At 43.5% G+C, this 24,827-nt stretch carries 26 protein-coding genes; 8 read left to right on the plus strand and 18 right to left on the minus strand.

Annotation, left to right across the window (positions count from 1 at the left end; all coding sequences use genetic code 11):
• Window positions 1–120 precede the first annotated feature (120 nt).
• The 3 genes from NV381_RS38390 to NV381_RS05215 all read left to right on the plus strand — a co-directional run bounded on the left by NV381_RS38390 (window position 121) and on the right by NV381_RS05215 (window position 1,804).
• Window positions 121–528 carry an SDR family NAD(P)-dependent oxidoreductase gene (locus NV381_RS38390; protein ID WP_419182247.1) on the plus strand — a complete coding sequence of 136 codons (408 nt, stop codon included), beginning with the start codon at window positions 121–123 and terminating at the stop codon, window positions 526–528.
• A gap of 23 nt (window positions 529–551) precedes the next feature.
• Window positions 552–737, plus strand: coding sequence for a hypothetical protein (locus tag NV381_RS05210; RefSeq protein WP_258212215.1), 186 nt, complete (start codon window positions 552–554; stop codon window positions 735–737).
• Between the two features lie 329 nt (window positions 738–1,066).
• Window positions 1,067–1,804, plus strand: coding sequence for an HAD family hydrolase (locus tag NV381_RS05215; RefSeq protein WP_258212216.1), 738 nt, complete (start codon window positions 1,067–1,069; stop codon window positions 1,802–1,804).
• A gap of 358 nt (window positions 1,805–2,162) precedes the next feature.
• Here NV381_RS05215 and NV381_RS05220 read toward each other — a convergent pair whose 3' ends face one another.
• From NV381_RS05220 to NV381_RS05235, 4 genes are read right to left on the minus strand one after another with little or no spacing between them, the layout of a single operon-like run.
• Window positions 2,163–2,729, minus strand: a complete 567-nt coding sequence (locus NV381_RS05220) for an NADPH-dependent FMN reductase (RefSeq protein ID WP_258212487.1) — start codon at window positions 2,727–2,729, stop codon at window positions 2,163–2,165.
• A gap of 12 nt (window positions 2,730–2,741) precedes the next feature.
• Window positions 2,742–3,800: an LLM class flavin-dependent oxidoreductase gene (locus NV381_RS05225; RefSeq protein WP_258212217.1), complete on the minus strand. Its 1,059-nt coding sequence runs from the start codon at window positions 3,798–3,800 to the stop codon at window positions 2,742–2,744.
• 16 nt (window positions 3,801–3,816) lie between these two features.
• Window positions 3,817–4,758 carry a ring-cleaving dioxygenase gene (locus tag NV381_RS05230; RefSeq protein WP_258212218.1) on the minus strand — a complete coding sequence of 314 codons (942 nt, stop codon included), beginning with the start codon at window positions 4,756–4,758 and terminating at the stop codon, window positions 3,817–3,819.
• 52 nt (window positions 4,759–4,810) lie between these two features.
• Complete coding sequence (locus tag NV381_RS05235; RefSeq protein WP_258212219.1) at window positions 4,811–5,254, minus strand: MarR family winged helix-turn-helix transcriptional regulator; 444 nt, start codon at window positions 5,252–5,254, stop codon at window positions 4,811–4,813.
• Window positions 5,255–5,506: 252 nt separating this feature from the next.
• Between NV381_RS05235 and NV381_RS05240 the strand changes: the two genes are divergently transcribed.
• Window positions 5,507–6,046 (plus strand): NADPH-dependent FMN reductase, encoded by a 540-nt coding sequence (locus NV381_RS05240; protein ID WP_258212220.1) that lies wholly within the window; start codon window positions 5,507–5,509, stop codon window positions 6,044–6,046.
• 80 nt (window positions 6,047–6,126) lie between these two features.
• On the opposite strand, the gene NV381_RS05245 is transcribed toward NV381_RS05240, so the two are convergent.
• The 3 genes from NV381_RS05245 to NV381_RS05255 form a co-directional block, all read right to left on the minus strand.
• Window positions 6,127–8,352: a YcdB/YcdC domain-containing protein gene (locus NV381_RS05245; RefSeq protein ID WP_258212221.1), complete on the minus strand. Its 2,226-nt coding sequence runs from the start codon at window positions 8,350–8,352 to the stop codon at window positions 6,127–6,129.
• A gap of 178 nt (window positions 8,353–8,530) precedes the next feature.
• Window positions 8,531–9,514 carry an aldo/keto reductase gene (locus NV381_RS05250; protein ID WP_258212222.1) on the minus strand — a complete coding sequence of 328 codons (984 nt, stop codon included), beginning with the start codon at window positions 9,512–9,514 and terminating at the stop codon, window positions 8,531–8,533.
• Window positions 9,515–9,621: 107 nt separating this feature from the next.
• The gene (locus NV381_RS05255) at window positions 9,622–10,785 is read right to left on the minus strand and encodes an MFS transporter (RefSeq protein WP_258212223.1); all 1,164 of its coding nucleotides are present in this window, start codon (window positions 10,783–10,785) and stop codon (window positions 9,622–9,624) included.
• 195 nt (window positions 10,786–10,980) lie between these two features.
• On the opposite strand from NV381_RS05255, the gene NV381_RS05260 reads away from it, so the two are divergent.
• The gene (locus NV381_RS05260; protein ID WP_258212224.1) at window positions 10,981–11,526 is read left to right on the plus strand and encodes a TetR/AcrR family transcriptional regulator; all 546 of its coding nucleotides are present in this window, start codon (window positions 10,981–10,983) and stop codon (window positions 11,524–11,526) included.
• A 91-nt stretch (window positions 11,527–11,617) separates the two neighbouring features.
• Complete coding sequence (locus NV381_RS05265) at window positions 11,618–11,806, plus strand: hypothetical protein (RefSeq protein ID WP_258212225.1); 189 nt, start codon at window positions 11,618–11,620, stop codon at window positions 11,804–11,806.
• A 58-nt stretch (window positions 11,807–11,864) separates the two neighbouring features.
• On the opposite strand, the gene NV381_RS05270 is transcribed toward NV381_RS05265, so the two are convergent.
• The 5 genes from NV381_RS05270 to NV381_RS05290 all read right to left on the minus strand — a co-directional run bounded on the left by NV381_RS05270 (window position 11,865) and on the right by NV381_RS05290 (window position 15,494).
• Window positions 11,865–13,298: a DHA2 family efflux MFS transporter permease subunit gene (locus NV381_RS05270; protein ID WP_258212226.1), complete on the minus strand. Its 1,434-nt coding sequence runs from the start codon at window positions 13,296–13,298 to the stop codon at window positions 11,865–11,867.
• A 302-nt stretch (window positions 13,299–13,600) separates the two neighbouring features.
• Window positions 13,601–14,158 carry a GNAT family N-acetyltransferase gene (locus NV381_RS05275; RefSeq protein WP_258212227.1) on the minus strand — a complete coding sequence of 186 codons (558 nt, stop codon included), beginning with the start codon at window positions 14,156–14,158 and terminating at the stop codon, window positions 13,601–13,603.
• Window positions 14,131–14,340 carry a pyridoxine 5'-phosphate oxidase C-terminal domain-containing protein gene (locus NV381_RS05280; RefSeq protein WP_258212228.1) on the minus strand — a complete coding sequence of 70 codons (210 nt, stop codon included), beginning with the start codon at window positions 14,338–14,340 and terminating at the stop codon, window positions 14,131–14,133. Before NV381_RS05280 ends, NV381_RS05275 begins: the two co-directional genes overlap by 28 nt.
• A 41-nt stretch (window positions 14,341–14,381) precedes the next feature.
• Entirely contained in the window at window positions 14,382–14,783 is a 402-nt protein-coding gene (locus NV381_RS05285; protein ID WP_258212229.1) for a pyridoxine/pyridoxamine 5'-phosphate oxidase, read from the minus strand.
• Window positions 14,784–14,822: 39 nt separating this feature from the next.
• Window positions 14,823–15,494 carry an O-methyltransferase gene (locus NV381_RS05290; protein ID WP_258212230.1) on the minus strand — a complete coding sequence of 224 codons (672 nt, stop codon included), beginning with the start codon at window positions 15,492–15,494 and terminating at the stop codon, window positions 14,823–14,825.
• A gap of 129 nt (window positions 15,495–15,623) precedes the next feature.
• Here NV381_RS05290 and NV381_RS05295 point away from each other — a divergent pair, with 129 nt between their 5' ends.
• On the plus strand, window positions 15,624–16,523 hold the full coding sequence (locus NV381_RS05295) for a LysR family transcriptional regulator (protein WP_258212231.1): 900 nt from the start codon (window positions 15,624–15,626) through the stop codon (window positions 16,521–16,523).
• Between the two features lie 19 nt (window positions 16,524–16,542).
• Here the strand turns inward: NV381_RS05295 and NV381_RS05300 are convergent, their stop codons facing one another.
• The 5 genes from NV381_RS05300 to NV381_RS05320 all read right to left on the minus strand — a co-directional run bounded on the left by NV381_RS05300 (window position 16,543) and on the right by NV381_RS05320 (window position 21,413).
• The gene (locus NV381_RS05300) at window positions 16,543–17,223 is read right to left on the minus strand and encodes a VOC family protein (RefSeq protein WP_258212232.1); all 681 of its coding nucleotides are present in this window, start codon (window positions 17,221–17,223) and stop codon (window positions 16,543–16,545) included.
• A 205-nt stretch (window positions 17,224–17,428) separates the two neighbouring features.
• Entirely contained in the window at window positions 17,429–18,328 is a 900-nt protein-coding gene (locus NV381_RS05305) for an SDR family oxidoreductase (protein ID WP_258212233.1), read from the minus strand.
• Between the two features lie 198 nt (window positions 18,329–18,526).
• Window positions 18,527–20,095, minus strand: a complete 1,569-nt coding sequence (locus NV381_RS05310; RefSeq protein WP_258212234.1) for an extracellular solute-binding protein — start codon at window positions 20,093–20,095, stop codon at window positions 18,527–18,529.
• A 350-nt stretch (window positions 20,096–20,445) separates the two neighbouring features.
• Window positions 20,446–20,796 carry a VOC family protein gene (locus tag NV381_RS05315; protein WP_258212235.1) on the minus strand — a complete coding sequence of 117 codons (351 nt, stop codon included), beginning with the start codon at window positions 20,794–20,796 and terminating at the stop codon, window positions 20,446–20,448.
• A gap of 2 nt (window positions 20,797–20,798) precedes the next feature.
• Complete coding sequence (locus NV381_RS05320) at window positions 20,799–21,413, minus strand: DUF3267 domain-containing protein (protein ID WP_258212236.1); 615 nt, start codon at window positions 21,411–21,413, stop codon at window positions 20,799–20,801.
• A 257-nt stretch (window positions 21,414–21,670) separates the two neighbouring features.
• Between NV381_RS05320 and shc the strand changes: the two genes are divergently transcribed.
• On the plus strand, window positions 21,671–23,572 hold the full coding sequence (gene shc, locus NV381_RS05325; protein WP_258212237.1) for a squalene--hopene cyclase: 1,902 nt from the start codon (window positions 21,671–21,673) through the stop codon (window positions 23,570–23,572).
• A 112-nt stretch (window positions 23,573–23,684) separates the two neighbouring features.
• On the opposite strand, the gene NV381_RS05330 is transcribed toward shc, so the two are convergent.
• Entirely contained in the window at window positions 23,685–24,827 is a 1,143-nt protein-coding gene (locus NV381_RS05330; RefSeq protein WP_258212238.1) for a hypothetical protein, read from the minus strand.

The following is a 24,827-nucleotide window of genomic DNA, read 5'->3' on the forward strand; positions in this document are numbered from 1 at the left end:
GTTGGTTGAAGTATTTTATTGTTTCTGGTACATCTCGCGGCCTTGGTGAAGCAATTGCTGAACAACTTATTGCTCCAGACCATCATCTGATTTGCATCGAGGAACAAGAATGACACATTAATTGCAAAAAGTAAGAACATCGATTACTTTGAGTTTGATTTAAACAATGTAGATGAGATCGACCTTGTAATAGAAAAAGCTTTTTCCAAGGTCGACGAACAAAATGCCGAAGGCATTTACCTTATCAACAATGCAGCAGTCATTTCTCCGTTAGGTCGAATTGAGCAAGGTAGTGTTAAAGATTTTAAAAACAATCTTCATGTGAATTTACTTGCCCCAATATTACTGACCTCATCATTCATTCGTAATTCACAACATATTAGGGGAGAGAAACGAGTTCTAAATGTTTCTTCAATGTCAGCCAAGAACCATCTTCCCGGAATGAGTGTATATTCTGCTTCCAAGGCTGGCTTAGATGTTTTTCGCAATGTGTCGGTGTTGAACAAGGTAAGGCAGAATCCGCTGTAAAGGTTTTATCGGTTTGGCCTGGAATGATAGATACAGTCTTACAGGAAGAAGCAAGAAGCGCGGGAAAGAAGATCTTTGAATCAGCGGAAATTTTTAAGATGGTCAAGGATCGCGGAATGCTTGCAACCCCAGCTATTGTGGCTGAAAAAATAATCGAGTTACTACTGGGGGAGCAATTTACACAAGGTTCTGTTATTGATGTCGGGTGACAAGAACATTATCTCATTAATTGCCGCGTAAATCGCGGCTTTTTTGATTTATGGGATAAAGTTCTTGTCAAATTTCAATGACAAGAACTTTATCCCATTCCCGACTGTGGTACATAACATCATAATGACGAAGATTTGAGCTGAAAAGCTTATTCCGACTAACTCTCTTTAATCAATCCACTTGGAACGGAGTAAATCGGTCTGAACGAGTGGGGGGGGGGGGCGTGGTTTACACAAATTTGAAAGGTGTCCTTTGTGAATATGCCCATAGCTGTTCCGCAGACAGACCATAAGTAACAATTGAAACCGATACAAAATGCAATAAAAGAATGATTTTATCTAAGTTGAGGTGTGTAAACTTGTCTACCTGTTACAAACTTATACTTTTTGATTTAGACGACACAATTCTTCACTTCGATGATTATTGGGAAGATAGTACCAAGGAAACGTTCCGACAGTATCCATTTACAATGGATATTAATACTGACCAACTCTTTGAGGTATATCGCCAAAAAGAAAAAATTTATGTGGATTTATATCATCAACAGAAAATAACTATTTATGAATATCGTACTTTCAGATTTATACAAACATTAGCGGAGTTTAATAAAGTGGCTGACGAATCTACAGCAACTAGCTTTGAACGACTATATGCTTCGATAAGTAAAAGCTTTATGAAAGTTAATCCTGAACTTTTGAATGTACTTGGTCAATTAACAAAGGTTTACCAACTAGGGATTGTGACGAATGGAACTGCTGACATTCAGTATGACAAAATTAATGCGATAGGAATTAAGCCTTTTTTTCCAAATGGAACAATCTTCATCTCAGAAGAAATTGGTTATGAAAAACCTTCCCCGCAAATTTACCAAAAAGCATTAAATTATTTTGGTGTTTCGTCAGAAGAAACTTTATTTGTCGGGGATTCATGGGAGAATGATGTAGAAGGTCCTGCAAAAATAGGTATACATTGTGTATGGTTCAACAGGAAGCAACAGATGACAAAAGAATATCCTACTCCGAAAGCAATAATAAAAAACATCAATGAACTAATGGAACACCTGTAACATTATAAATGATACGGATCATCGCTTTTTATCCTATGAAAAAGATGTTGACTGCTTTTCTGATTTGGAATATTTGTGTAAATGATGCTTGAAAATACACATTATATAATACCAGACAACAAAAAATCAAGTCACATATAATGTGACACGGCGCATTATAGACATATGTATAAAATACGGATTTTGTGAATATGTATGATCAAGCGACCTCACCTTTAAAGTTTACATAATTATTATTATGTTAATTTTAATCTGATCTGCTCGCTCAGTTTAAGTGTGTAGCGAATACGCTGAAAAAGGCAGCGATCCCTTAAAGTGTGATCGAACTGCCTTTTCTTAGCTTTTTGCATGATTCTCATTAAAAATCATATTCCTTATCTTTCGCTTGACGAATATCTGAGTAAGCATTAACCAATAACACCGTATCTTCCACTAAACGCTCCAAACGGAAATGAATATCATCATTAATAATTTCTTTTCTGTGGAAATCTTTTTCTTCGATAAATACGTACGTGGGTACGATATGAGCCTTCATATAGGCCAGAATTGGTTTTAACTGCTGCTCTGCCATCAGATAATGCTTGGCTGTTCCGGCTGTAACAAGCATACTTACTACTTTATCCCGAAAAGCGTTGACCGGTAATAAATCAAATATATTTTTTAATGTCGCTGGTATAGACGCCTGAAATGTTGGTGTTCCTATAATGATGGCATCAGCAGCCATGATTGTTTCTGTCACAACCTTTGTGTCGCCCTCATATTCCGAATAATTACGTCCATCACTAAAAACCATTTTATATTCTGCAAGGTCAACCAATGTAACATCTGCATCTGGATATTTTCCTCGCGTTATTTGGAGTGTTTTATCCATCGCTGTTCTTGTTTTAGACCCTACGATCGAACCTGAGATTCCTACAATTTTCATCATAACCACTCCTTATTTTATCGCTGTATATTTTTTTATCGCTGGCATAATCTCTGTTGCAATCAACTCAATATTTTTCGCAATCTTATCGAATGGAACGCCACCAAAATCGATTTGTGCCATAAAACGCTGTTGACCAAATAACTCGTATTGGTAAAGTAATTTTTCGATAATTTGTTGTGGACTGCCAACCATTAAGGCATCACGATAATCTGTAGATTGTGCAAATTGTTGTTTTGGATAACCACCGCCACGTAATGCCTGCATACCAGAATTAACATGCGGGTAGTACTCACGAAGTGCATCCTGTGAAGTTTCAGCAGTATAAAATAAACTCGTTGTTGCAATTGGTAAAACTTTCGGATCAAAGCCATTACGCACCGCTGCATCACGATACGCATCAACCGAATGCTTAAAGTTAATTGAAGGACCACCTAGTGTTGTAAGCATCATCGGTATGCCTGCGGTTCCAGCTTTAATCGCACTAGCAGGCGGACCGCCTACAGCACGCCAAATGGGCATATGACCATTTTGAGGTTGTGGCAATATGGACGCATTTTTTAGCGGTGCACGGAATTGACCTTCCCAAGTTACTTCATCCTCGTTATTTAACTTCATCAGAAGTTCCATTTTTTCTTCAAATAATTCTTCATAATCATGCACATCATAACCAAGTAAGCTATAAGCCCCTATACGTGAACCACGCCCAGCTACAATTTCAGCACGACCTTTTGAAATTAAATCAAGTGTAGCGAAATCCTCATACACACGAACAGGATCCGATGTACTTAGCACTGTTGCTGAGCTGGCGATTTTGATGTTTTTCGTTGCTTGTGCAACTGCCCCTAAAATAACGGTATGGGCCTGCGTTGTAAAGTGAGTTTGATGGCTTTCACCGACAGCAAATGCATCGAGACCTGCCTCATCAGCCAGCTTGCTTGCCTCAATCAATTCTTGTATACGCTGTTCGGCACTGATCATTGTGCCAGTATGTGGATTAGGTAAATGATCGCCAATCGAATATAAACCGAACTCAAGTCCTTTTTCTGGATGAATACGATATTTTTCCATGGTTTACTCTCTCCTTTTAATCAAGTGGTATTAGCTTCCCTTCAATTTCTGCGCGTCGTTCTTCTAAGAATGGTGGCAAATCTAATGCTTTACCCAGCGCGTCGACCGTTGAATCTGTTGTGAAGCCAGGACCATCTGTCGCAATTTCAAATAAAATACCGTTTGATTCACGGAAATATAAGCTTTGGAAGTAAAAACGGTCCACAACCCCTGTTGATTGGAAGCCACGTGCTTTAACTATCTCATCCCAATAACGCAACTCGTCTTCATTTTTAACGCGGATTGCTAAATGATGAATACTCCCTTTTCCAGGCTTCTCACTTGGTCCTTCTACCTGTTTGATAACAATCTCTCCAAATGACTGTCCAGCAACTGACTGATAAACGGCTTCCGTATCGAAGCGAGATGCTTCTGTATAACCAAACATATCTTTTAATGTGTTGGCCAAGCGATCTAAGTTGCGCACTGTGATTTCGACTGTGCCCATTCCAAGAATACGATGCTGTAGCTCAACCACGGAATCTTCCCAGCCTGACCAATTTTCCGGAACCACTTCGCCGTTATTGTTTAATAAAATCATTCGTAATCCTTCTGAATCTTCAAAATGCAAAGCATCTCGGTCCGCATATCTTGTAATCTCACCATGCTGCACATCTAATGACTCAAAGCGATTTTTCCAAAAAACCAAACTTTCATATGAAGGAACAAGCAAACCAATTTGTGTAATTGCATTTGTACCTCGAACTGTACTTCCTACCTTGGGCATTTCAAAAAACGATAACTCTGTTCCCGCACTGCCCGTTAAATCTCCGTAAAAAAGGTGATACATCTCAGGGTTATCTTGATTAACTGTCTTTTTAACTCTGCGTAGTCCTAATACTTTTTGATAAAACTGATTATTCTTTTGAGCATTTTTTGTAAGCATTGAAATATGATGGTGCCCAGAAATGGTATGCATCGTATTTCCCCCTCTCGTTAACTTGACTAGTCAATTGATAATGTAAAAAAAATTACTCCAAAGGTAATTCTTTTTTTTGGCTATGTTTGTGCACCCGTGTTATCAGAGAATATAATGTTTGCTGTTCTTCTTTATTCAATACATCTTCAAAAAAAGAGGATTGAAAAGCAAGTTGTTCAGGCATTGCTTGTTCTAAAATAGATTCTGCTTTTTCTGTGAGGCTAATCGTTTTTGTTTTCCAGATTTGTTTACGTACAATATAGCCTTCTTTTTCAAGACGATCAAGCATACGCGAAATACCACCTTGAGTAACGGTCACTTTTTCAGCTAACTGCATTTGAGTAAGTGGTTGAAACGTGCGAATTTGTATGAGGGCGTCAAATTGAGCAGTCGTTAAATCGAAACGTTTTAGAAAGCTATTCGACATTTGATTACTTTGGTTCGTAAATCGCATTAAACGTAACCAGATTAATGAGCCTATAGTATTATTGCGCATTTCGTTTCCTCCCCCTCACAGCTTTCACTTTACCACTCAATTGATGAAATTGCAAGCAGATTAGTGAATTACTAAAATATAGTTACTTTAGATTAAATAATGTCTGAAATACGATTTTATAATTAGTGTCACTTTAATTATGATTTTGATGTGCTTATTTATAGAAAGTTAAGTATACCCTACACCTATTCAAGGGCACCTTATTAATAAGCTCTATTTGTAGCTTCAGTGATAATAAGGGAGGAAATGATGATGTCCAAATTAAATATCGGAATCATTTTAGGAAGCACTCGCCAAGGGCGTGTAAGTCCACAAGTCGGAGAATGGGTAAAAAGTATCGCTGACAAACGTGGAGATGCTAATTATGAAATTGTAGATATCGCAGATTTCAAGCTTCCACTCTTTGGAGAAAGTGATGCTACAGAACAAGCAACAAATTGGAATACAAAGCTAGCTAGCCTTGATGGGTTCGTATTTATCGTTCAAGAATATAACCATAGCATATCAGCGTCATTAAAAAATTCACTCGATTATGCTCGCGAAGCATGGAACAATAAAGCAGCCGGTATCGTAAGTTACGGTTCCGTGGGCGGTGCTCGTGCAGCTGAACATCTGCGTGGAATCTTGGGTGAATTGTCCGTAGCGGACGTTCGTGTACACCCGGCATTGTCACTATTCACTGATTTTGAGAACGGAACTGTGTTCAAACCAGCTGATCTGCATCTCACAAATGTTAATGGCATGCTTGATCAAGTGCTCGCTTGGAGCGGTGCATTAAAAACTTTGCGCTGATGACTTCCTACCCTCTTGACCACTTTTGGCGAGAACAATTTCACCATTATACTTTTCTAATGCCTTTTACATATTGCGGGTTATTCGGGCTGAAGCGTATAAAAATGACGCCATACGCCAGTTTGCGCGTCCAACAAGGACGCATAAGACGATTCTGTGGTTGGAACGAGACGGTAGTGAATCGATGTGGATGGACTTGTCAACAGTACGCCATCATTCATGTAGCAAGCTTCGACTCGATATCGGGTGAACATCTGCTTCCACACCGCTTCCTTGGAAATGAAAGTCGGTCTATTTTGCGCATAAATGAGAGGTGTAAGCTGGCTTTGAAGCCGGCTCCATTGTCCGTTTACAGCACTGACGGATATTGTCAGTTCCTGCCTATCCGCCCAAATGCCATCGATGCTGCGCCAGTACGTAAATAGGTACTCTGGATTCGAGTTCACTAAGCCGTCCGTAAGTCGAAGCTCCGACCTGATCCTATAAAGCTGGTATGTATAGGAAGGTAGCAGCTGCCGGAGCGCCTGTTCAGCCACCGCCTCGGCTTGGGCTTCGCTGATGTAAGGAACTGTAAGCCAAGTGAATGCGCCGTCGCTATCAGACGAGGCGGAGTATTGTAGGATGTCCCCAGTGATGTTACTGACTTCCACGTAATAAGAACGGGTCTGATCGACGTCTTGTGCCGATACATTCAGTTGGAATATCCAAGAAAAGATGCCTTGGCTAACATTTTCTGCGCTGACGTACTCTGGCAGTCCAAGCTTCTTGCGGGCAGAATCCACTGCTTGATCGAGAGATAAGTTTAAGCTTTCGGTCGGCATGTCGACTAATGGCTGCGTCGTGACCGGACCACGGACCGTTATGCTGCCGGAACCGCTTCGCCACTGCCCCTTTTTCGCGTCAAGAGTGTCGTATATCCGCGGAACAACGGCATAGACTGGGGATATATTCCCTTTGGAATCCTCTGGAGCCCTGTAAACAGCATTCGACAAAAATGCATTGGCAAAAGCAAGCTCCGCCTCTTCCGTCGACATCAGTCCTGCCGGAGCATCGAACCGTTTGTTTTCGTTCCATACCAAGGAATAGGAAACTTCGTTCTGACTCGGATTAATGTTTACCGTTATATGGTTTTCGGGGTAAGGCAACCCGTTCACCGTTCGGACATAACGAAAAGAAAGTGCAGGGTCCATCCGGTTCCTGCTGTTGTGTAAGGGGTTAGTTGGAGTCTCATCAAGCATCCATTCGGCATTGGCAGCGGGAGGTTTCCCGGCAATAAAGCTTTCGACAAGCTGCTTCACAGCCGTGCGATCCTGTGCCTTTTCCGATAATTCGGGCATGCTGGCCGATTCCTGTCTGATATACCAATCAATGGATCCGTTAGCTGCGTTCAAGGTGATATCAGCCAAACCGATGGTGAAGCCTTCTTGTTTTTTGTGAAAAACAATGTTCCACCGCTTCTGTTCGTCACCTAGTTGCACAAGTCGGACAGACTCTAGCGTATATTCGTCAGATAATCCGAGGCGCTGCCGCGCAAGGTCGGCCGCTTTCGCTTTGTCGACAGAAACACTGTCGTCGCCAGGCGCTTCATTCTCTTTTTGATGTAAATACACCCAGCCATCCCCGAAATCACCGCGCAAATGGACCCATTCGTCCCCTTGCTCCACGGGAATTACCGTTTGTGGGGCGATTACACCGACTTCACCTGAAAGCCCGTAAGGATACCGATACAATGTTGCGCCGTTCGGGAGACTGACCGGTTCTTTGGACGGTCGCAGCCGTTCGGGCAGCGCATAGGAGAAATGAATCCATTTGTCGCCGTCATCTGTGTGGATATGATACCAACCGCGCCATTTCTCAAAAACATGCAGAGGACCGGATGCCGTTTCCCCAGAGTTTAGACCAAGAAGTGGAACATCAAACAAATAAACGGGCGCATACGGCACAATGACTTGTTCCACCGGCTCAATACCTTCGAGCACACCCTCGCTCGGTCGAATCCACTTGTCACCAAGCCAGGTGGAGATCAGATAGAAACCGGTTTCCGTAGAAAAGCCAAGCGGAGCAATCGTTTGCGGGGTCAAAAATAAGCCGGTGCCGGCGCTCATGGCCGGGCGGTCATACAACTGCTCGCTGCCGATGAGCGTAAGCTCCCCGGATAGTCGCAAATCGGTGTGGACATCATCGGCTACTGCAGATGACGATGATGGCTCACTGGCAGCGAACGCCAGAGGGATAGCCGGAGGAATGGAATTTCCGACGCAAAGGACGGCTGCGAGCGAACACGAAATCGTCAGGCTTTTTTTCATATCAACGCTCCTTTCAGAATCCGATTAAGACGGGATGAATCCTATTTAAACTCAATATTATCATTAACAAAATATTATTACCATAAAATAGCAAAAAACGGATCATCTACGTTGAAGGACTGGGAATCATCTTAAAGATTCCTCCTCCGCCCTATTCATCATGTGCACTTTTTGTATGTCATGTCCATATCGGCAGCAGCGTTTCTCCGCGGTCCGTTGCAGGCGCAGGTGTTACGGAAAGTGAAGAGATCTCATCACGCCATTCAGGAGTCATGTCCACATTGAGAGCAGCAAGCGAATATTCCAGCTGGTCTATATTTCTTGCTCCAATTATGGGTGCCGTTATAGCTGGATTCGACATAACCCAGGCCACGGCAAGCGTTGCAGGATGAATGCCATGTTGGGCGGCATAGGAATGAAACCGGTCTGCGACGACAAAATTCATTGAATCCGTATACCTATCGGTATAACGCTTTTCTTCAACTAAACGTCCTTGCTCCGGTCGTTTATTCACGCCATACTTTCCTGTAAGAAGACCGGCTCCCAACGGACTGTACGAGATAACGCCCATTTGTTGGGAAGCGGCGAGCGGCAAAATTTCGACCTCCGCTTGACGCTTAACCAAGTTGTACATCGGTTGGATCAATTCGAAGCGAGCCAGCTGTTCTTTTGCGGAAATCCCTAATGCCATAGCAATTTGCCAAGCGGCCCAATTACTCACCGCCGGATAAAGGATTTTGCCTTGTGATTGAAGATCATCAAGTGCACGAAGGGATTCTTCCATAGGTGTAAGCTCGTCGAACATATGCACAAAGTAAAAATCGATTCGATCCGTCTTCAAGCGGCGCAAGCTGTTATCAACTTCAAGCATGATGTGATGGCGGGAGAGCCCTTTCGCATTGATATCCGCACCCATCGGGTAATACAGCTTAGTCGCAAGCACCATCTCATCTCTGCAGTCTGCCAAGCATGTCCCTAATATTTCTTCAGCACGCCCTCCGCTATAAACGTTTGCCGTATCGAAAAAGTTAATACCCGCTTCTCGGCAACGCTTGAACATAGCTTTAGAGGTTTCTTCATCCGCATTTCCGCCGAAGGACATCGTCCCAAAACATAAATTTGATACTTGAATACCCGTTTTCCCTACAGTACGATATTTCATCTTAACTACCTCCTATGTGGGAATGATTTCATTTACGCAATTTAGTGTGTACAGTGTTCTCGGAACGCCTAAATCTCCAGGATTTCAATTTGCTCCCTACCGTTTTCTCACCCATTAATTGAAGTGTTTTGCAGTTCTTCTGTTATCAACGATCGTTTTACAAAGAAAATGAACGCTAACATGGAGAACACGACCATCACTGCACTGACCATGAATAAGAACGAGTAGCTCGTATACTGCGAGACCCAACCTAACATGATCGCACCAAGTCCGATGCCGAGGTCGGTTACAGTTGCTAAAGAAGCATTGGCAACTCCTTTGCGATCCGGGTGGGCAAGACGAATTGTTGCCGATTGGATTGCCGGATGCGCGGAACCGAAACCGATCCCGTACAAGATCGCCGAAATAAGTACGCCTAACAATCCAGTCGAGAAGCTCAAGCAAATTAAAGCCACTATCGTAATGATAAGAGCTGGAACGATGACAAATGCCTCGCCATACCGGTCTGCAAGTTTCCCTGAAAGAGGACGGCTCAGAGCGAGCGTTGCGGCATAGGCTAGAAAAAATACACCGGAATTGACATTGATAGATTCAGCGAACAGCGGAACAAAGGTAGTGATACCGCCATATGCGACGAACATGAAAAAGATTGAGGATGAGATGGGCAGTACCGATCTCTCAAACAACTCGATTCTCCTTGTGCCCTCTTGCGGCCGGAAAGGCATTTTGGCTCCAAACGTCAGGAGCAGCGCAACAGCAGAGAGAACAACAGCGATTAGAAACAGAGCATGGTACGATAAGTCCTGGATCACCCAGATCCCGACCATCGGTCCGAATGCCATAGCCAAGGTCATCGACGTGCTGAACCACCCCATGCCTTCTCCCCTGCGGGCAGACGGGATCATATCTGTTACGGCCGTGCTAATGGAAGTCGTAGAAACGGCCCAACTGATGCCGTGAATGATTCTGAGTCCCATTAAAACAACAATTCCGCCAATCCAGTTATATAAATACATCGCCAAGATGAAGAGCAGCAGCCCCCAGACGATAAAGGGCCTCCTGCCATAACGGTCCAGCAGCCCGCCAACGATCGGGCGAACCAAGACGGAAGTTAACATAAACGCGCCCATCGACAGGCCGACTTGCGTTTCGTTACCGCCCATTTGTTTGATAAACAGCGGCAGCGTCGGGTACAGCATATAAAATGCATTGAATAAGAAAAGCGTCCCTACGGTCATAAGGATAAACGACTTCGTCCACAAGCGTTCCACGTTCATTCCTCCTCAATTAAAAGAGCTACATTGTTTAATGCCCTTAAATAAATCAATATGGATTGAATAATCAACTACTGTCTATTATTATAAAAGTAACATGGCGCATGCAATGGTTAAATGAACGCGTTTTGTTGATTTGTGAACAAAACAAGCAAAATCGTTGATTATTAAAGAAAGTTGGTGACCCTCAGAATGCCCAAAGTAGATAGAAGAATTCTTAAATCCCAAGAAGCGATCAAAAAAGGTCTTATTGAACTCATGTCTGAAAAAAATTTTGATGACATTACCATACAAGATATTTCCGAGCGGGCAAATGTAAACAGAGGAACCATCTATCTTCATTACCAGGATAAATATGATTTGCTTGATAAGCTCATTGAAGAACATATAGACGTTCTTAGGGAATCGTGCAGAGCAGCATCTGAATTGGAGTATACCGAATCCACTCTAATTTGGACCGAATACTTTGAACGTCATTATTTATTCTTTTCAATGATGTTAGCGAGTAAAGGCGCTCCTTATTTTCGTGGTCGGTTTCTTAACTTTCTTACCGAAGAATTTATGAATGAGACTGATGTAACTAAAGGGAAAAATGAGGGGTTAAATGAAGCTCTTCTCGTGAGGTTTGTTGCATCTGCTTTCGTAGGGGTAGTGGAATGGTGGTTTACTAATGAAAAGCCTGTCCCCCATCATGTCTTAGCCCAACAGCTGGGGACATTGCTAGAGAGGATTGTATAATTAACTCGTTAGCGAAAGCCTCCCCGCTTCTCCCCTTCCGCTAAAGTCCGCAATAATCGAGTGCTTCCTGCAAGGAAAAGATCAATCCAGGATGACAGCCAAGATCGCTGTATCTGTAGTTGAGGCCCTTTGCCGCGAATCGTTCCCTTATGGCGTTTATCATGTTGACCAATTGTTTGAATTGAAAAGCATGTACGACTGGTTGCGACTGGAAGTCTCTATGGAAATACGTATAGATGGCATGCAGATTAATATGGAAGCAAAAAAAAACACCCCCTAGATTTTCATCGGATTAACCCAGGGGTTTTTCCAATGCTTATTCTAAGGGGTGCGGAACATCAATGCATCGAATTCATCGGTGCATGCTTAACGATGACGCGGCGGATGAAGAATGCCATGACTAAACCAATGAGTGTCACTATCATCGCAAACATGAACACGTTCTGGGAGCCGAACATCATGGCTTTAGCCATCTCGACCGGTTCACTCGGTACCGGGGAGCTGTGCAAGTACTTCTCCATGCCGCTTGTAAGGATGCTGATAGCTATTGCTGTGCCGATTGCACCTGCGACTTGCTGCAGCGTGTTCATGACAGCCGTACCGTGCGGATACAACTCCGGCGGCAGCTGGTTAAGCCCATTCGTCTGCGCCGGCATCCACACCATGGAGATACCTACCATGAGACCGATATGCAAAGCCACGATAAAAGCTACAGATGATGCAACGGTTATACTGGAGAAAAACCATAACATCGCCGCTACGATGACGAGGCCAGGGATCACGAGCCACTTTGGCCCATATTTATCGAACAAGCGTCCCATACGAGGCGATAAGATACCGTTCAATGCGCTGCCCGGGAGCATCATGAGCCCAGTAGTAAACGCGGATAGTTTCATCCCGTTCTGCAAATACATAGGCAAAATAATCATACTCGACAAAATGATCATCATGCACGACAGCACAAGAAGCAGTCCTACAATAAACATAGGGTACTTAAAGACGCGCAGGTTCATCATCGGGTCGCGCATTAACATCTGGCGCAGGATGAACAATACAAGAGCGATAAGGCCTATGACGATCGATGAGAGCACGATCACACTAGTCCAGCCTCCCTCGCCTTCGCCAGCCTTACTGAAACCGAAGACCACGCCGCCGAAGCCGATTGTTGACAATATAATGGACAATGGATCAATGCGCGGTCTCGTGACCTCGGTGACGTTTTCCAAGTATTTCAATCCTACAAACAGCCCTATGACCAAAAATGGCAGAGACAGCCAGAAAATGTAGTGCCATGATAAATATTCAATTAGAAGACCCGCCACAGTTGGGCCGGTCGCCGGAGCGAACATGATGACTAAACCAACGAAGCCCATAGCAGCCCCACGCTGTTCCGGTGGGTAAACTACGAGAATCGTATTAAACATAAGCGGAATCAATAGACCCATACCGGCTGCCTGCAGAACACGAGCGACCATCAGCATTTCGAAATTGAGCGCAAGCGCTGCGATCAATGTCCCAACGATCGAGCTTGCAAGCGAAACAATGAAAAGCTGTCTCGTTGTAAACCATTGCAGCAGTAAACCTGTCATCGGCATTAAAATACCGAGAGTCAGCAGAAACCCTGTCGTTAACCATTGTGCAGTCGCGGCCGTAATATGGAACACATCCATTAAATTACTAATTGCTATGTTGAGTGCCGTCTCACTGAACATCCCAACAAAGCCGCAGATAAGCAGCGATGCCATAATGGCTCGCGTATTGTATTGCTTCATATGATTCCACTTCCTTCTCCTGAAAAAACTTTTTTGTATGGTTCTCTATCTATTCGGTCCTGCTATATAATACAACAGAGAGTGCACTTATCCAAGTCCAAAAATAAATTACATAAATTTACTACCTTGCATTTTAACAAATAAAGCTTTATCGAGAGCGATACCAATTACGAATTAGCATAAAAAATATTTGCAAAAATAGGACCCGACAAAATAAAAAAACCGCCATTCAGGCGGATATTAATCCTTGTATTTAAGGGCAGATACAGCAAGATTACAGTGTTAAGTGATGTCTTCTCCTATCAGCTAAAAAAAGAGCTTGGATACTGAAGTTCTCCTTTGCAGTGCTTCAATTGACCTTCAATTAGCTCACATACCATGAAAACTTCATCGGATACTTTAAATTGGGTTAATTCAATTCCATAATTCCTTGCTGGCTTAAATCCGAACTTAGGATAATAGGTTGGATGACCTATTAGTAAAATAACACCATAATTAAATTGTTTAGTTCTTTTCATACCTTCCAACATCAATTGCGTTCCAACACCTTGTTTTTGGTAATCGGGGCTCACAGCGATCGGGGCAAGAACAATTACGTCGTATTCCTTTAATTGATCATTTACTTGATCAACTACTTTAGCTCTACTTAACAAAATATGACCAATAATTTGTTTATCTGCTTCTGCTACTATAGATAATTCAGGAATAAATTGTTCGGATAACCTGATCTGCTCAATTAGCTTGGATTCATTATCTCTATTTCCGAAAGCCTTATAATTTAATTCATAAACTTGGCTGTGGTCATCTTTGATTTCTGTTCTAATTATCATTATCAGGGCCAAAGCCTGCGATATTTCCACTGTCCATTCCTCCGATGGTATTGAATTCGCATATGTTTCCGATGACTGTCCCCCTGCCAAAATTCAGCTTCCTGCACGTTAACAGCATAAAGCGCCCAATTGGAAGCAACAATTTCCGGATCACGTCTGATCCGTTCTCTCTGTATGATAAGTGATTTCTCCAGATCCTCCACTTTCTCCATCTCCCTGCTCTGATACCCACTCAGGGCTACGATGCGAGCCTCTAACGATCGCTGCCGAAAATCTGCCGCCCCATCTCTTTCCCCATATCAATGGCTGTACCACGTATACGGACCTGCCTCCCCAGCTGAGGCCAGTAAAATGTCAAAGCAACATGGGGGTTACCTTTTAGTTGTTGCCCCTTCCGGCTCTCGGAGCCGGTAGCAAAGTAGAACGCATCGCCTACAACATCCTTTAGAATCAGTACTCGCGCATCCGGATAACCGTCTGCATCCACTGTAGAGAGAGTCATCGCGTGAGGCTCCTTCACCTCGTTCTCAATCGCCAGGTTTAGCCATTGCAAGAAAAGTTCCCCCGGATTTTCCGGTAATCGACTCGTATCAAAGGCCTGGAAAGGCCCCGTCAATGATTTTAAACCTCTTAGCCTTTCATTCGGATTTTTCATATAAAGTGCCCCCTATCCACAATTCATCAAGTAAGTGAGTCAGCTATTCACAATACCCAGAACAAAGCCGTCGTAACCTTTACTGCCGACTGTCTGAATGGCGGTAGCCGTAATCCTTGATTCTTCAGCCAATAGATCATAAAAAGCCCTTATCCCTTTTACACTGAAATCCTGACTATGTTCATCAAGAATATCCCCATTACGAATGACATTATCCCCAATAATAACCGTCCCAGGATGAGAATAATGAAGTGCCCATTTTAGATAACCTAGATTATTAACTTTGTCAGCATCAATAAAAATCATATCAAAGGATGCTACGTCCTCGGTCTCCATCTGAGCCAATAACTCTAATGCAATCCCTACCCGAATTTCTACAACACCATCCAACTGAGCCATGGATACATTATTTTGAGCCACTTGAGCATGATGCGGGTCAATTTCCAAAGTGACTAATTTTCCATCAGACGGCAGTGCCCTTGCCAACCAGATTGTACTATACCCGCCCAATGTACCGATCTCCAGAATTCGTTTGGCATCTTTCATTTGAGCAAGCAGGTTTAATAACTTCCCTTGACTCGGTGATACATCATGAAACGGAAGCCCTGCTTGCTGATTTACAGACAGCACTTTTTCCAGAACAGAATCATGTTGAATCAGACACTCCGTAATATATTGATCAACCTTTTCCCAAGTATTCATTTCATTCATTTACATCACATCTCCTCATTATTATTTAACTTCTAATTACATTGTAAAACAGCTATAATCATAAATATAATATATATTTTCATCTTATTTATACAATAAATATATGAGTTTTCCGAAGGAGGACCTGTAATGAATTTGCATGCTTTGCGCTTATTCCATGTAGTGGCATCGACCGGAAGTGTGACCCGAGCCTCGGAATTGTTAAATATTAGTCAGCCTGCGATTACCGCTCAGATTAAAAAATTTGAAAAAGAATTGCTGCTCACATTAATTAAGCCTCAAGGAAGGGGAATAGCTTTATCCGATGCAGGTGAAGAAATTGCTTTGCTCGCCAAAAGACTGTTCGCGGTAGAACAACAAATCGAACGTTTCACCCAGGATTACCGAGAAGGCTCGTATGGATGCATTCGAATAGCCGCAACCTATTTACCCGCTCATTTTCTTATACCTACCTGGATAGCGAAATTTAAACAACAATATGAAAAAGTTGAAATGATGATTACCACAACGAACTCAAGTGATGCACTAAAGCATCTGTTAAACCTAGATGTGGATATAGCCATTTATGGGGGAATACCTGAGGAATATCCGGATACGATCCAGACAGAAGATTTATTTCAAGACGAGTTATGGTTTGTTGTTGCACCTAATCATCGATATGCTAATCAGCAGGTTTCTCTGACAGAAATGATGAGGGAGCCTTTTGTCATGCGGGAGGAGGGCAGCTCAACACGTGAGCGATTATTTTCTTTATGTCGTACATACAATTCACCGGCGCCCACAATCTCTCTACAATTCAATGGGTTGCATGAAGCTATCACAGCTGTAATTGCCGGATATGGGGCGAACTTCGTCTCTTCATTAGTTGTACGCGAATATGTTAAACGAGGAGAGTTATGTCGAGTTTATGTTGAAGGGATTCATCTAAAGAATACAATTACTATCTGTACTCGCAAACATGAGCCTTTATCCGCTTCCACGATGAACTTGATACAGATGATCCGTCAAAATCCTTATAAAAGTAGTTAAGCCTCACAACTGCAGCAGCTTATACTTCTCCACCACTTAATTCGTACAGACCGTTCTGAAGAAAAAGGTTTGCAGAATCTGTACCTTTAATCGAAACCTTGGTATCGAATATGTCCGGCGACCGTCCGTCCGGGAACCAAGGACGCTGCTTGTCTACCACTATCAACACCCCTTCTGCGTCACCGAGAGGAGCGAATTGCTGCCCGTCTCCGCCCCACAAGCTAAGTTGGAAAGCGTCGATGAGCTTTCGGGCAGCTTCCGGGACATCCTCTACGGGAAGGCCGATCTCACTGATACGAAGCAGATGCTTCGGCCCAAAAGTATCGGGTGTAGCATTGTCGAGTGTATGGTGAGCGATGAACTCGATCAAATTACCGTCCGGATCGTAGAAGTAAATTGCCGTTGCATTCCAGCTATCGAATGGAAACTCGTCCAGTCCATCCTTGGAGAACAATGAGATGCCCCGTTCATTAAGCCATGGCTTTGCTTCTTCTAGCTTATTAGTCGGAATCGTAAAGGCAATATGATAAAATGGCTTCTCCGTGGAGGAGTTCTTCCGGAAGGCAAGGATCGATTCCCCAGCTCGGAACGACAGTTGAGACGGTTGATCCTCCAGAACATCCAATCCTATCAGGGAAGTATAAAATGTTTTCATCGCTTCAAATTGATGTGTACATAAGATTACTTCCGAAATTTTCATTAGTTCACCTTCCTTATGTAAGGATGTCACTCTCACAGTATACCCATAATTCGTAAATCCGACCCTATTTGCGGTTCTATTAACGGTAAAAAAAAACAAAAAACCCGCGCACAGCGCGGATTCATACGTGCAACTTCCAATCACTGGATCATCACCGTTTTAACCTCTCATCACTCTGAAGCAAATTCGAATTGGGCTGTTTAGATCACGTTTCGGTCATGATACCACCGTTGACGTGAAGTACCTGTCCTGTGACGAAGGAGGAATCGTTGGACGCTAAATAAATGTAGGTCGGCGCAAGTTCGAACGGCTGCCCCGCACGTTTCATAGGCGTTTCCAGACCGAATGTTTTTACATATTCGGCAGAATAGCTGGATACTATGAGCGGGGTCCAAATCGGCCCTGGTGCTACGGCGTTAACCCGGATTCCCTTGCTGACCAACTGCAGCGATAAGGAACGGGTAAACGATACGATGGCACCCTTAGTCGAGGAATAATCGACAAGTAAGGGTGCACCTGCATAAGCGGTTACGGATGCTGTCGATACAATAGAGCTTCCCGGATTCAGATAAGGAAGTGCGGCCTTCGTCATGTAGAAATGAGGGAAAATGTTAGTGCGGTAAGTATCTTCGAGCTGTTCATTGGAAATATGCATTATGCTCTCCTGAGGAAACTGAACGCCTTGGTTCAAAATAAGTACGTCAAGCTTTCCGTAGCATTCCAACGTCCTTCCTACCACTTCCTCGGAAAAAGCAGGTCTGCGCAAATCGCCCTCGATCAGCAGGCAGCGGCGTCCATAACATTCCACCATTTGTTTGGTAGCTTCAGCATCCTCGCGCTCATACAAATATACGATGGCCACATCCGCCCCTTCCTTGGCGAAGCCGATGGCGACGGCGCGTCCGATGCCGCTATCACCACCGGTAATAATCGCTATTTTCCCCTCCAATTTACCGCTTCCCTTGTATTCTGGATTCTCAGATATCGGAAGCGGGGTCATTAAGTACTCCAAACCAGGCTGCACGTCCTGGTGCTGCGGCGGAAATGTGATAGGTACTTGCTGGCAGCGTGTCTCATAACTGTAATATGGATACATTGGAATCACTGCGAGACCTCCATTGCTTTTATAGTCAAAATCAGGATATTCGCCTAGTTCCCGCTTCGTACCTGTCACAACGTAAAAATTAAATGAGCTAAGAGTATTGAAGTATTCCTATAAAAATATTGGTCTCGATCTAAAAAAACAGCGATAGTCTGGAATTATACATTCCTTGACTACCGCTGCTTACACTTAACTATTCTCTTATTTCCACTTCTGCGCCTCAGAACCTCTCAGCTTAATTCCGCTTTTCTTTTGATAAAGCTCATTAGCTTCCTTCAATGCCTCATTACCACCCTTGGACTTCCACTCTTCAATTACTTTTGGCCAATCGGAGATTGGTTCTTTGCCATACACCATTTTGACCATGTGACTGAGTAGAACTGGAGGAGCAGTGTCAGATAATGGCGTGATATCAGGATTTTTTTGCATAGCCTGGAGAGCAGGGTCGAATTCGAGACCGCCGCGCCCCTCATTAGGTAGAATAGTCTCGAAAGTTTTGAGCAAATCCGTGCCTTCAGGTGTGGCGCTCAAAATTTGCTTACGGTAAGCATCATCCTTAACCATATGCAGGAATCCACTCAAATAACGCTGCTCGGAAACCTCTGCATCTGTTTTCGGATTAATTGGTAAGGTCAGGTCAAACCACTTATCAGCCTCCTCGGTGACTTGCCATTCGAAGAACTTAAGGATGCCTGGAATTTTATCCTTTGCCACCTTGGAGTTGATGAAGTAGGCCCGGCCTCCGGACGAATACAAATATCCGCCACCTTTACCATCGGTACCTACTGGAGAAGGAATGATCTTAATCTTTCCATCAGGAACAATTTGCTTCAATTGAGTTTCCCACTGCAATAGCTCCTGCGCATTCATTTCCCACATACCGGCTTTGCCTGACAAAATGATATTTTTGAAATTCGTCGGATTGATCGTCACGAATTCTTTGTTGATTAAGCCTTCATCAAACATCGTTTTGTACGTTTGCAGCGCCTTTTGCATGTTCTCGTTGTCAAAAAACTTCGGCTGTACAGTTCCATTGACTACTTCAAACTGACTGAGGTACGGGTATACGTCATAAGCACCGAAGAAAATATCAGCATATTTAAAATCCTGCCGCCCCATGAAAGGATGTTCCACGCCGATTTTTTTGAAGGCACGCAGCATCTCGAGGTATTCTTCGACCGTCTTAGGATCCTTCGTAATGCCAGCTTTTTTCATCAGGTCTTCACGCACCCAGGTCGCTCTGCGAGAAGGCTGTGAAATAAATTCCGGAATTGCATATATTTTGCCGTTAAGTGTTACTTCGTCCCAAGCCGCTTGCGGGATTGCCTTCAGCAAATTCGGCGCATGCTGCTTAATCAAATCGTTAAGCTCCAGGAATACCCCTGCTTGTACGGATCCGGCTAATTCTTTGCCGCTTGTTCCTGCACCCGCTTGCACTACATCGGCAATGTCGCCGGTTGCGAAAATTTGTACCATCTTTTTCTCAAACTCTGCATGGGGGACAAGTTGTATGTCGAGATCTGTGTTTGTTTTTTTCTCAAGCTCTTTAACCCATTTGTCGTCATTCAGATTTGCAGATTTTTCTACATAATCATAATTGAGAGTTCGTAATGAGATGCTGAATTTGGTAGGTCCTTGCGGTGCCTTCGTTGATTCATTTCCAGCTTTTGCTGACTCAGCGGGCTTGCCGCTTTCGCCATTAGAGCAGCCTATCGCACCGACGGTCATTGCAACTGCCAGTGTACATGTCATCCACTTCGACTTTTTCATAGTACTTCTCATCCCCTCTTCATTGTAAAATGATCGAAAGCGTTATTATATGAAGGCTTTCGCTAAAATCCATATACGGCAACTATCCATAGACATCTCCGTATAATACAACGAACATAATGTAATGTAAGCGCTATCATATAAGTTAGCTTAATTTTACCGTATGCCAACAATTCCCTACTATAGGATTTCTTTAGATACTATCGTGTTTTTTTTGGATTTTTATCTGTAACAACAAATAAAACCCATCTATTTGCATTTACAAATAGCGGGCTTTATTCACCGGGTCATATTACTCCTCGAAATATTGTCGGGCAAACTGTACTCCCAATAAAAGGGCTTCAATTACCTTATATATGAGCAAGAATGTTAATTAACTTACCGAATGGGTCGCGGACATAGAATCGCCTAACGCCCCAAGGCTCATCAGTCGGCCCATATTCTATCGGAATCCCTGCTTTCATTACACGTTCAAGCGCAGAATCGACATCATCGACTTCAATCGATAAATCAGGCGTAGATGTTCCAGAGCCCCCCTGTGAGGCGAAACTAATTTGAATGCTCATCTCCTCACTCGATCCATAGGTTCTAATCCAACCATGATCCATCAATAAATCAAGGCCCAGTACATCGTGGTAAAAGCGTTTAGCTGCTGTTGTATCCTGCGTATCAATATTGGCAACAATTCGTTTGATCTTCATTTTTACTGATCCACCACCTTCCAAAATGTATCCATTCCATTATTTATGATTTTAGCCTTCTTCGGGACTTGGTATAAAATCAGAGTTACATTTAATAAATCAACAGACGATCCCAAAGCATTTAGAAATACTAGACAAACAATGCCTGGATTCAACCATCCAATAGCTCCTAAGATTATCGGTAGTATAATAGATATTACTAGAAATGGAGCTAAGGATATTATAATAAACCGAAGTCTAGATATGATTTCCTCTGAAAATACAAAACCCCCAAAAAGTTGAATCCCTAACCCTGTACTAGCGGATTTCACAAAGTTTGGAATCAGAATCAGATGGATCAACTCATGTAATAGCAGCAGTAAAAAAATAGAAACCAGATATAAAATATTGAAAGTGAAGGTTATAGTGCCTCCTTGAAGACCATAGTCCTCTAAGCTAACTGTAGAAAATATTCTGGTAATCATAATCGTAACCGCACCACCCAGAATCATAAAAGGAACAGATAAAAGAATAGCTTTCGGGAGGGATTTGGGTTCCTTTAATTTTACCCATTGCTGGAGAAGTAGTTTAGCTTGTTTATCTGGATCTGCTTTAGGCATATGAAAAGTGATCTTCACTTTCACTTACCTCCTATGAGAATGAATTTTATATTTTTACGGGAATTTCTTGAAATGCTATCGATTATTCGTGACCTATACTTAGAAACGCAAGGTATATTTTACCATATAAGCGACTCATTAAGGTAGGCTTATTTGAGTGCATATACTTTAATGATTTTTGAACCGGCAACTGTAGTCGGGTATTGATGTGAAAAACAGTTCATATCATATAAGCATGAGTTTAAACTGTTCGAAAATGGCAGGTGGTCAAGTTAATGAGTGTATGGAGCGAGGCGAATGAAGAAGTTCGGCGAATGACAGAAACGCTCACGGGCATGCAGAAGGATGATGGGTCTTGGCGATTCTGTTTTGATAATGGCACTTTGACAGACGCTTATTTCATTATCATTCTTCGAACCTTGGAGCTTCCTGATGAAACATTGATTCGGCAATTGCATAATCGAATTGCTGCTCAACAGCAGGAGAATGGAGCATGGAAGGTTTATCCTGATGAGGAAGAGGGCAACTTGTCGGCAAGTGTAGACGCTTATTATGCGTTGTTGTATTCGGGTTACAGCAAAAAAACAGACGACATGATGAGGAAAGCAGCTCAATACATAATATCCAAGGGCGGACTCAATCAGGCGAATACGATGCTGACCCAAGTCTTTTTGGCGGCTACCGGACAGCGTCCATGGCCATCATCCTTGAATATCCCGCTTGAGTTTCTACTTCTGCCTCCCACCTTTCCCATCAGTTTTTTTGATTTCTCAGGGTTTGCGCGAGTGCATCTTGTCCCTATCATGCTTATGGCGAATCGTCGGATTGCATTAAGAACAAACGCTACTCCGGATCTATCGGACTTAAATGGGAGCGACAGAGCTATTGAAGCAGTTACAGCGGCAACTCATCGTTCAACCTCTGACAACTTCCAAAGGCTGCTGGATGAGATTCAGAGCGGCATCAAGCAGCTTGCAAGCCTCCCCGGGCAACTTCACGAGAGTGCTGTCGTACGGGCGGAGCAGTTCATGCTTGATCGAATCGAGCCTGACGGTTCGTTGTACAGCTATGCGACTAGCACAATGCTAATGATTATGGCGTTATTGGCGCTCGGCTACGACAAGCGTCACCCAGTAATAAAAGCTGCGGTTCGCGGGCTCATATCCATGCTCTGGATTTCACCAGGAAAGGTACTTCTTCAAAATTCCCCATCCACAATCTGGGATACTGCCTTACTGTCCGGTGTCTTGCAAAAAGCTGGAGTTTCGCCTGAACATACATCTATTAGAAAATCCGTCACTTATCTGCTTGCCAAGCAGCAACACAAGATGGGAGATTGGAGTATACGTAATCCCAATCCTATTCCAGGCGGCTGGGGATTCTCTGAATCCAATACGATCAACCCGGATGTCGATGATTCTACTGCGGCGCTAAGAGCGATTCGGCAAACTGTACTGCGTGAGCCCGTATATCGGGATGCCTGGAACCGGGGACTCAATTGGGTGTTGTCTATGCAAAATAAGGACGGAGGTTGGGCCGCTTTTGAGAAAGATAACGACAATGAGCTGCTCACGCTTCTACCCATAGAAGGCTCACGTGAGGCAGCGATTGACCCTTCTACAGCCGACCTTACAGGTAGGACATTGGAGTTTCTGGGTAATACGGCCGGTTTTAATAAAAGCCTTGCTTTCATGCGGAAGGGAACCGATTGGTTAATAAAGAACCAGGATGCGGATGGCTCATGGTATGGTCGTTGGGGTATTTGTTACCTTTATGGCACATGGGCTGCCTTAACGGGCATGATTGCAGCTGGGCATGATCCTCAGCATCCTACCGTGAACAAAGCTGTGCGTTGGCTTCTGAGCATTCAGAACACTGATGGAGGCTGGGGAGAATCCTGCACCAGTGATCGCAAAAATCGATATGTGCCGCTTGGTGCAAGCACTCCTTCCCATACTGCTTGGGCAATGGATGCCCTTATCGCCGTGCACGCCAAGCCTGTACCTGCCATGGAGAAAGGCATCCGACAGCTAATGGCTCAATTGCATCGGGAGGACTGGACGACCCGGTACCCTACGGGTGCTGGACTTCCTGTAAGCTTTTACATCCACTACCATAGCTACCGATATATATGGCCTCTTTTAACACTTGGCAATTATATCAGGAAGTACAAATAATCAATGAAGAAGGATACCATCAAGCGGTATCCTTTTTTTTCAGTGCATTTGTTTTCTTACGATTTACATGAACCTTTGTTGGACTTCACCTTTTCACTACATGTATCCGATTTCAAAGTTGCTTGGTTTCAATTTTGCTTTTGTTTTTGTTTTTATTTCTTCTCCTTTTATTTTTGCTTTTCGGCTTCGTTTCCTCTTCTTCATGCGTTTCTTGTTCCCCTACTTCTTCCTCCGTGTATGTCTTATTATCTTCCACTTCAGAATCGGAATCGGAATCATGTTCTTCGTTGTACGAACCGGATTTCAAGAAACGGCTGCGCAGTACCCGAGCTCCTTGTGTATCTTTTTCATCTTTTTTGTTCGGGCCTTCAATCCGTATATGATATTCCCCGTCTTTATTCGCGTAGTTGATATATTTATTCCGGTCCTCAGAACCGATCGATTGATCCTTATTTAAATTCGAAACAATATCATCTGTACTGTCAACCTTAATGCCCTGTGCGTCAGGTTTGCCTCGCAATTGTGCACGCATCAGTTTATGTAATTTGATTCTGACGACTTCTTTGCCGTAAACAGTTCGGTTCGGTGAAGCGTCCGGATTTGATGTTGAGATGGCATTGCTTAAGGATTTGTTCGGTGAAGCGTTATTCATCTGCTCCGAAGTCCTTACTGGAGTACTCCCCGCGCTGCGCAACCCCGTTTTATTTAGGAATGACTTGCGGGTCCCGTCAGGAAATTGATTTTTCATCATAAAGTTGTCACTTCGTTCGAGATATTTGGGATGCTTATGAATTTCCTCCTCCTGCTGTTTTGTTGTTTTGGGGTAAGTGGCTTTCGGTTCAGCTTCTAGTGCTTGAGCTTGCTTTGCAGGTCCGAATTTCGGCGCTCCATTAGGCTTTTGACCGACCTCGACATACCCTTTTGGAATAGGCCCGTCAATCCACTTGCCGTTTTCATCAAAATAGCGCTGTATAGGCTGCTGACCTGCAGGTGCAGCGGAAATGGATATCTCTTGTGCCTGCGTTCCGCTATCTCTGGATGTTTGATTGCCAAGTAGGGAAGAAACCGCTCGATTACCGATCATTTTCTGCAATTGCAGCACCTGTGATGGCAAAACCGGAGCAGTCGATCGTGAAATCTTACCGGCTGATGCTGTATACTGGCTGATCGGCATGTTGCTTGCCTTTCCACTCATAACTGATGCTTTTAGCGCTTGCGCCTGTTCTTGCTTCCTATTGGGAACATGCCTCATCAT

Origin of the sequence: Paenibacillus radicis (ex Xue et al. 2023), assembly GCF_024722015.1 — a bacterium.
GTDB lineage: Bacteria > Bacillota > Bacilli > Paenibacillales > NBRC-103111 > Paenibacillus_S.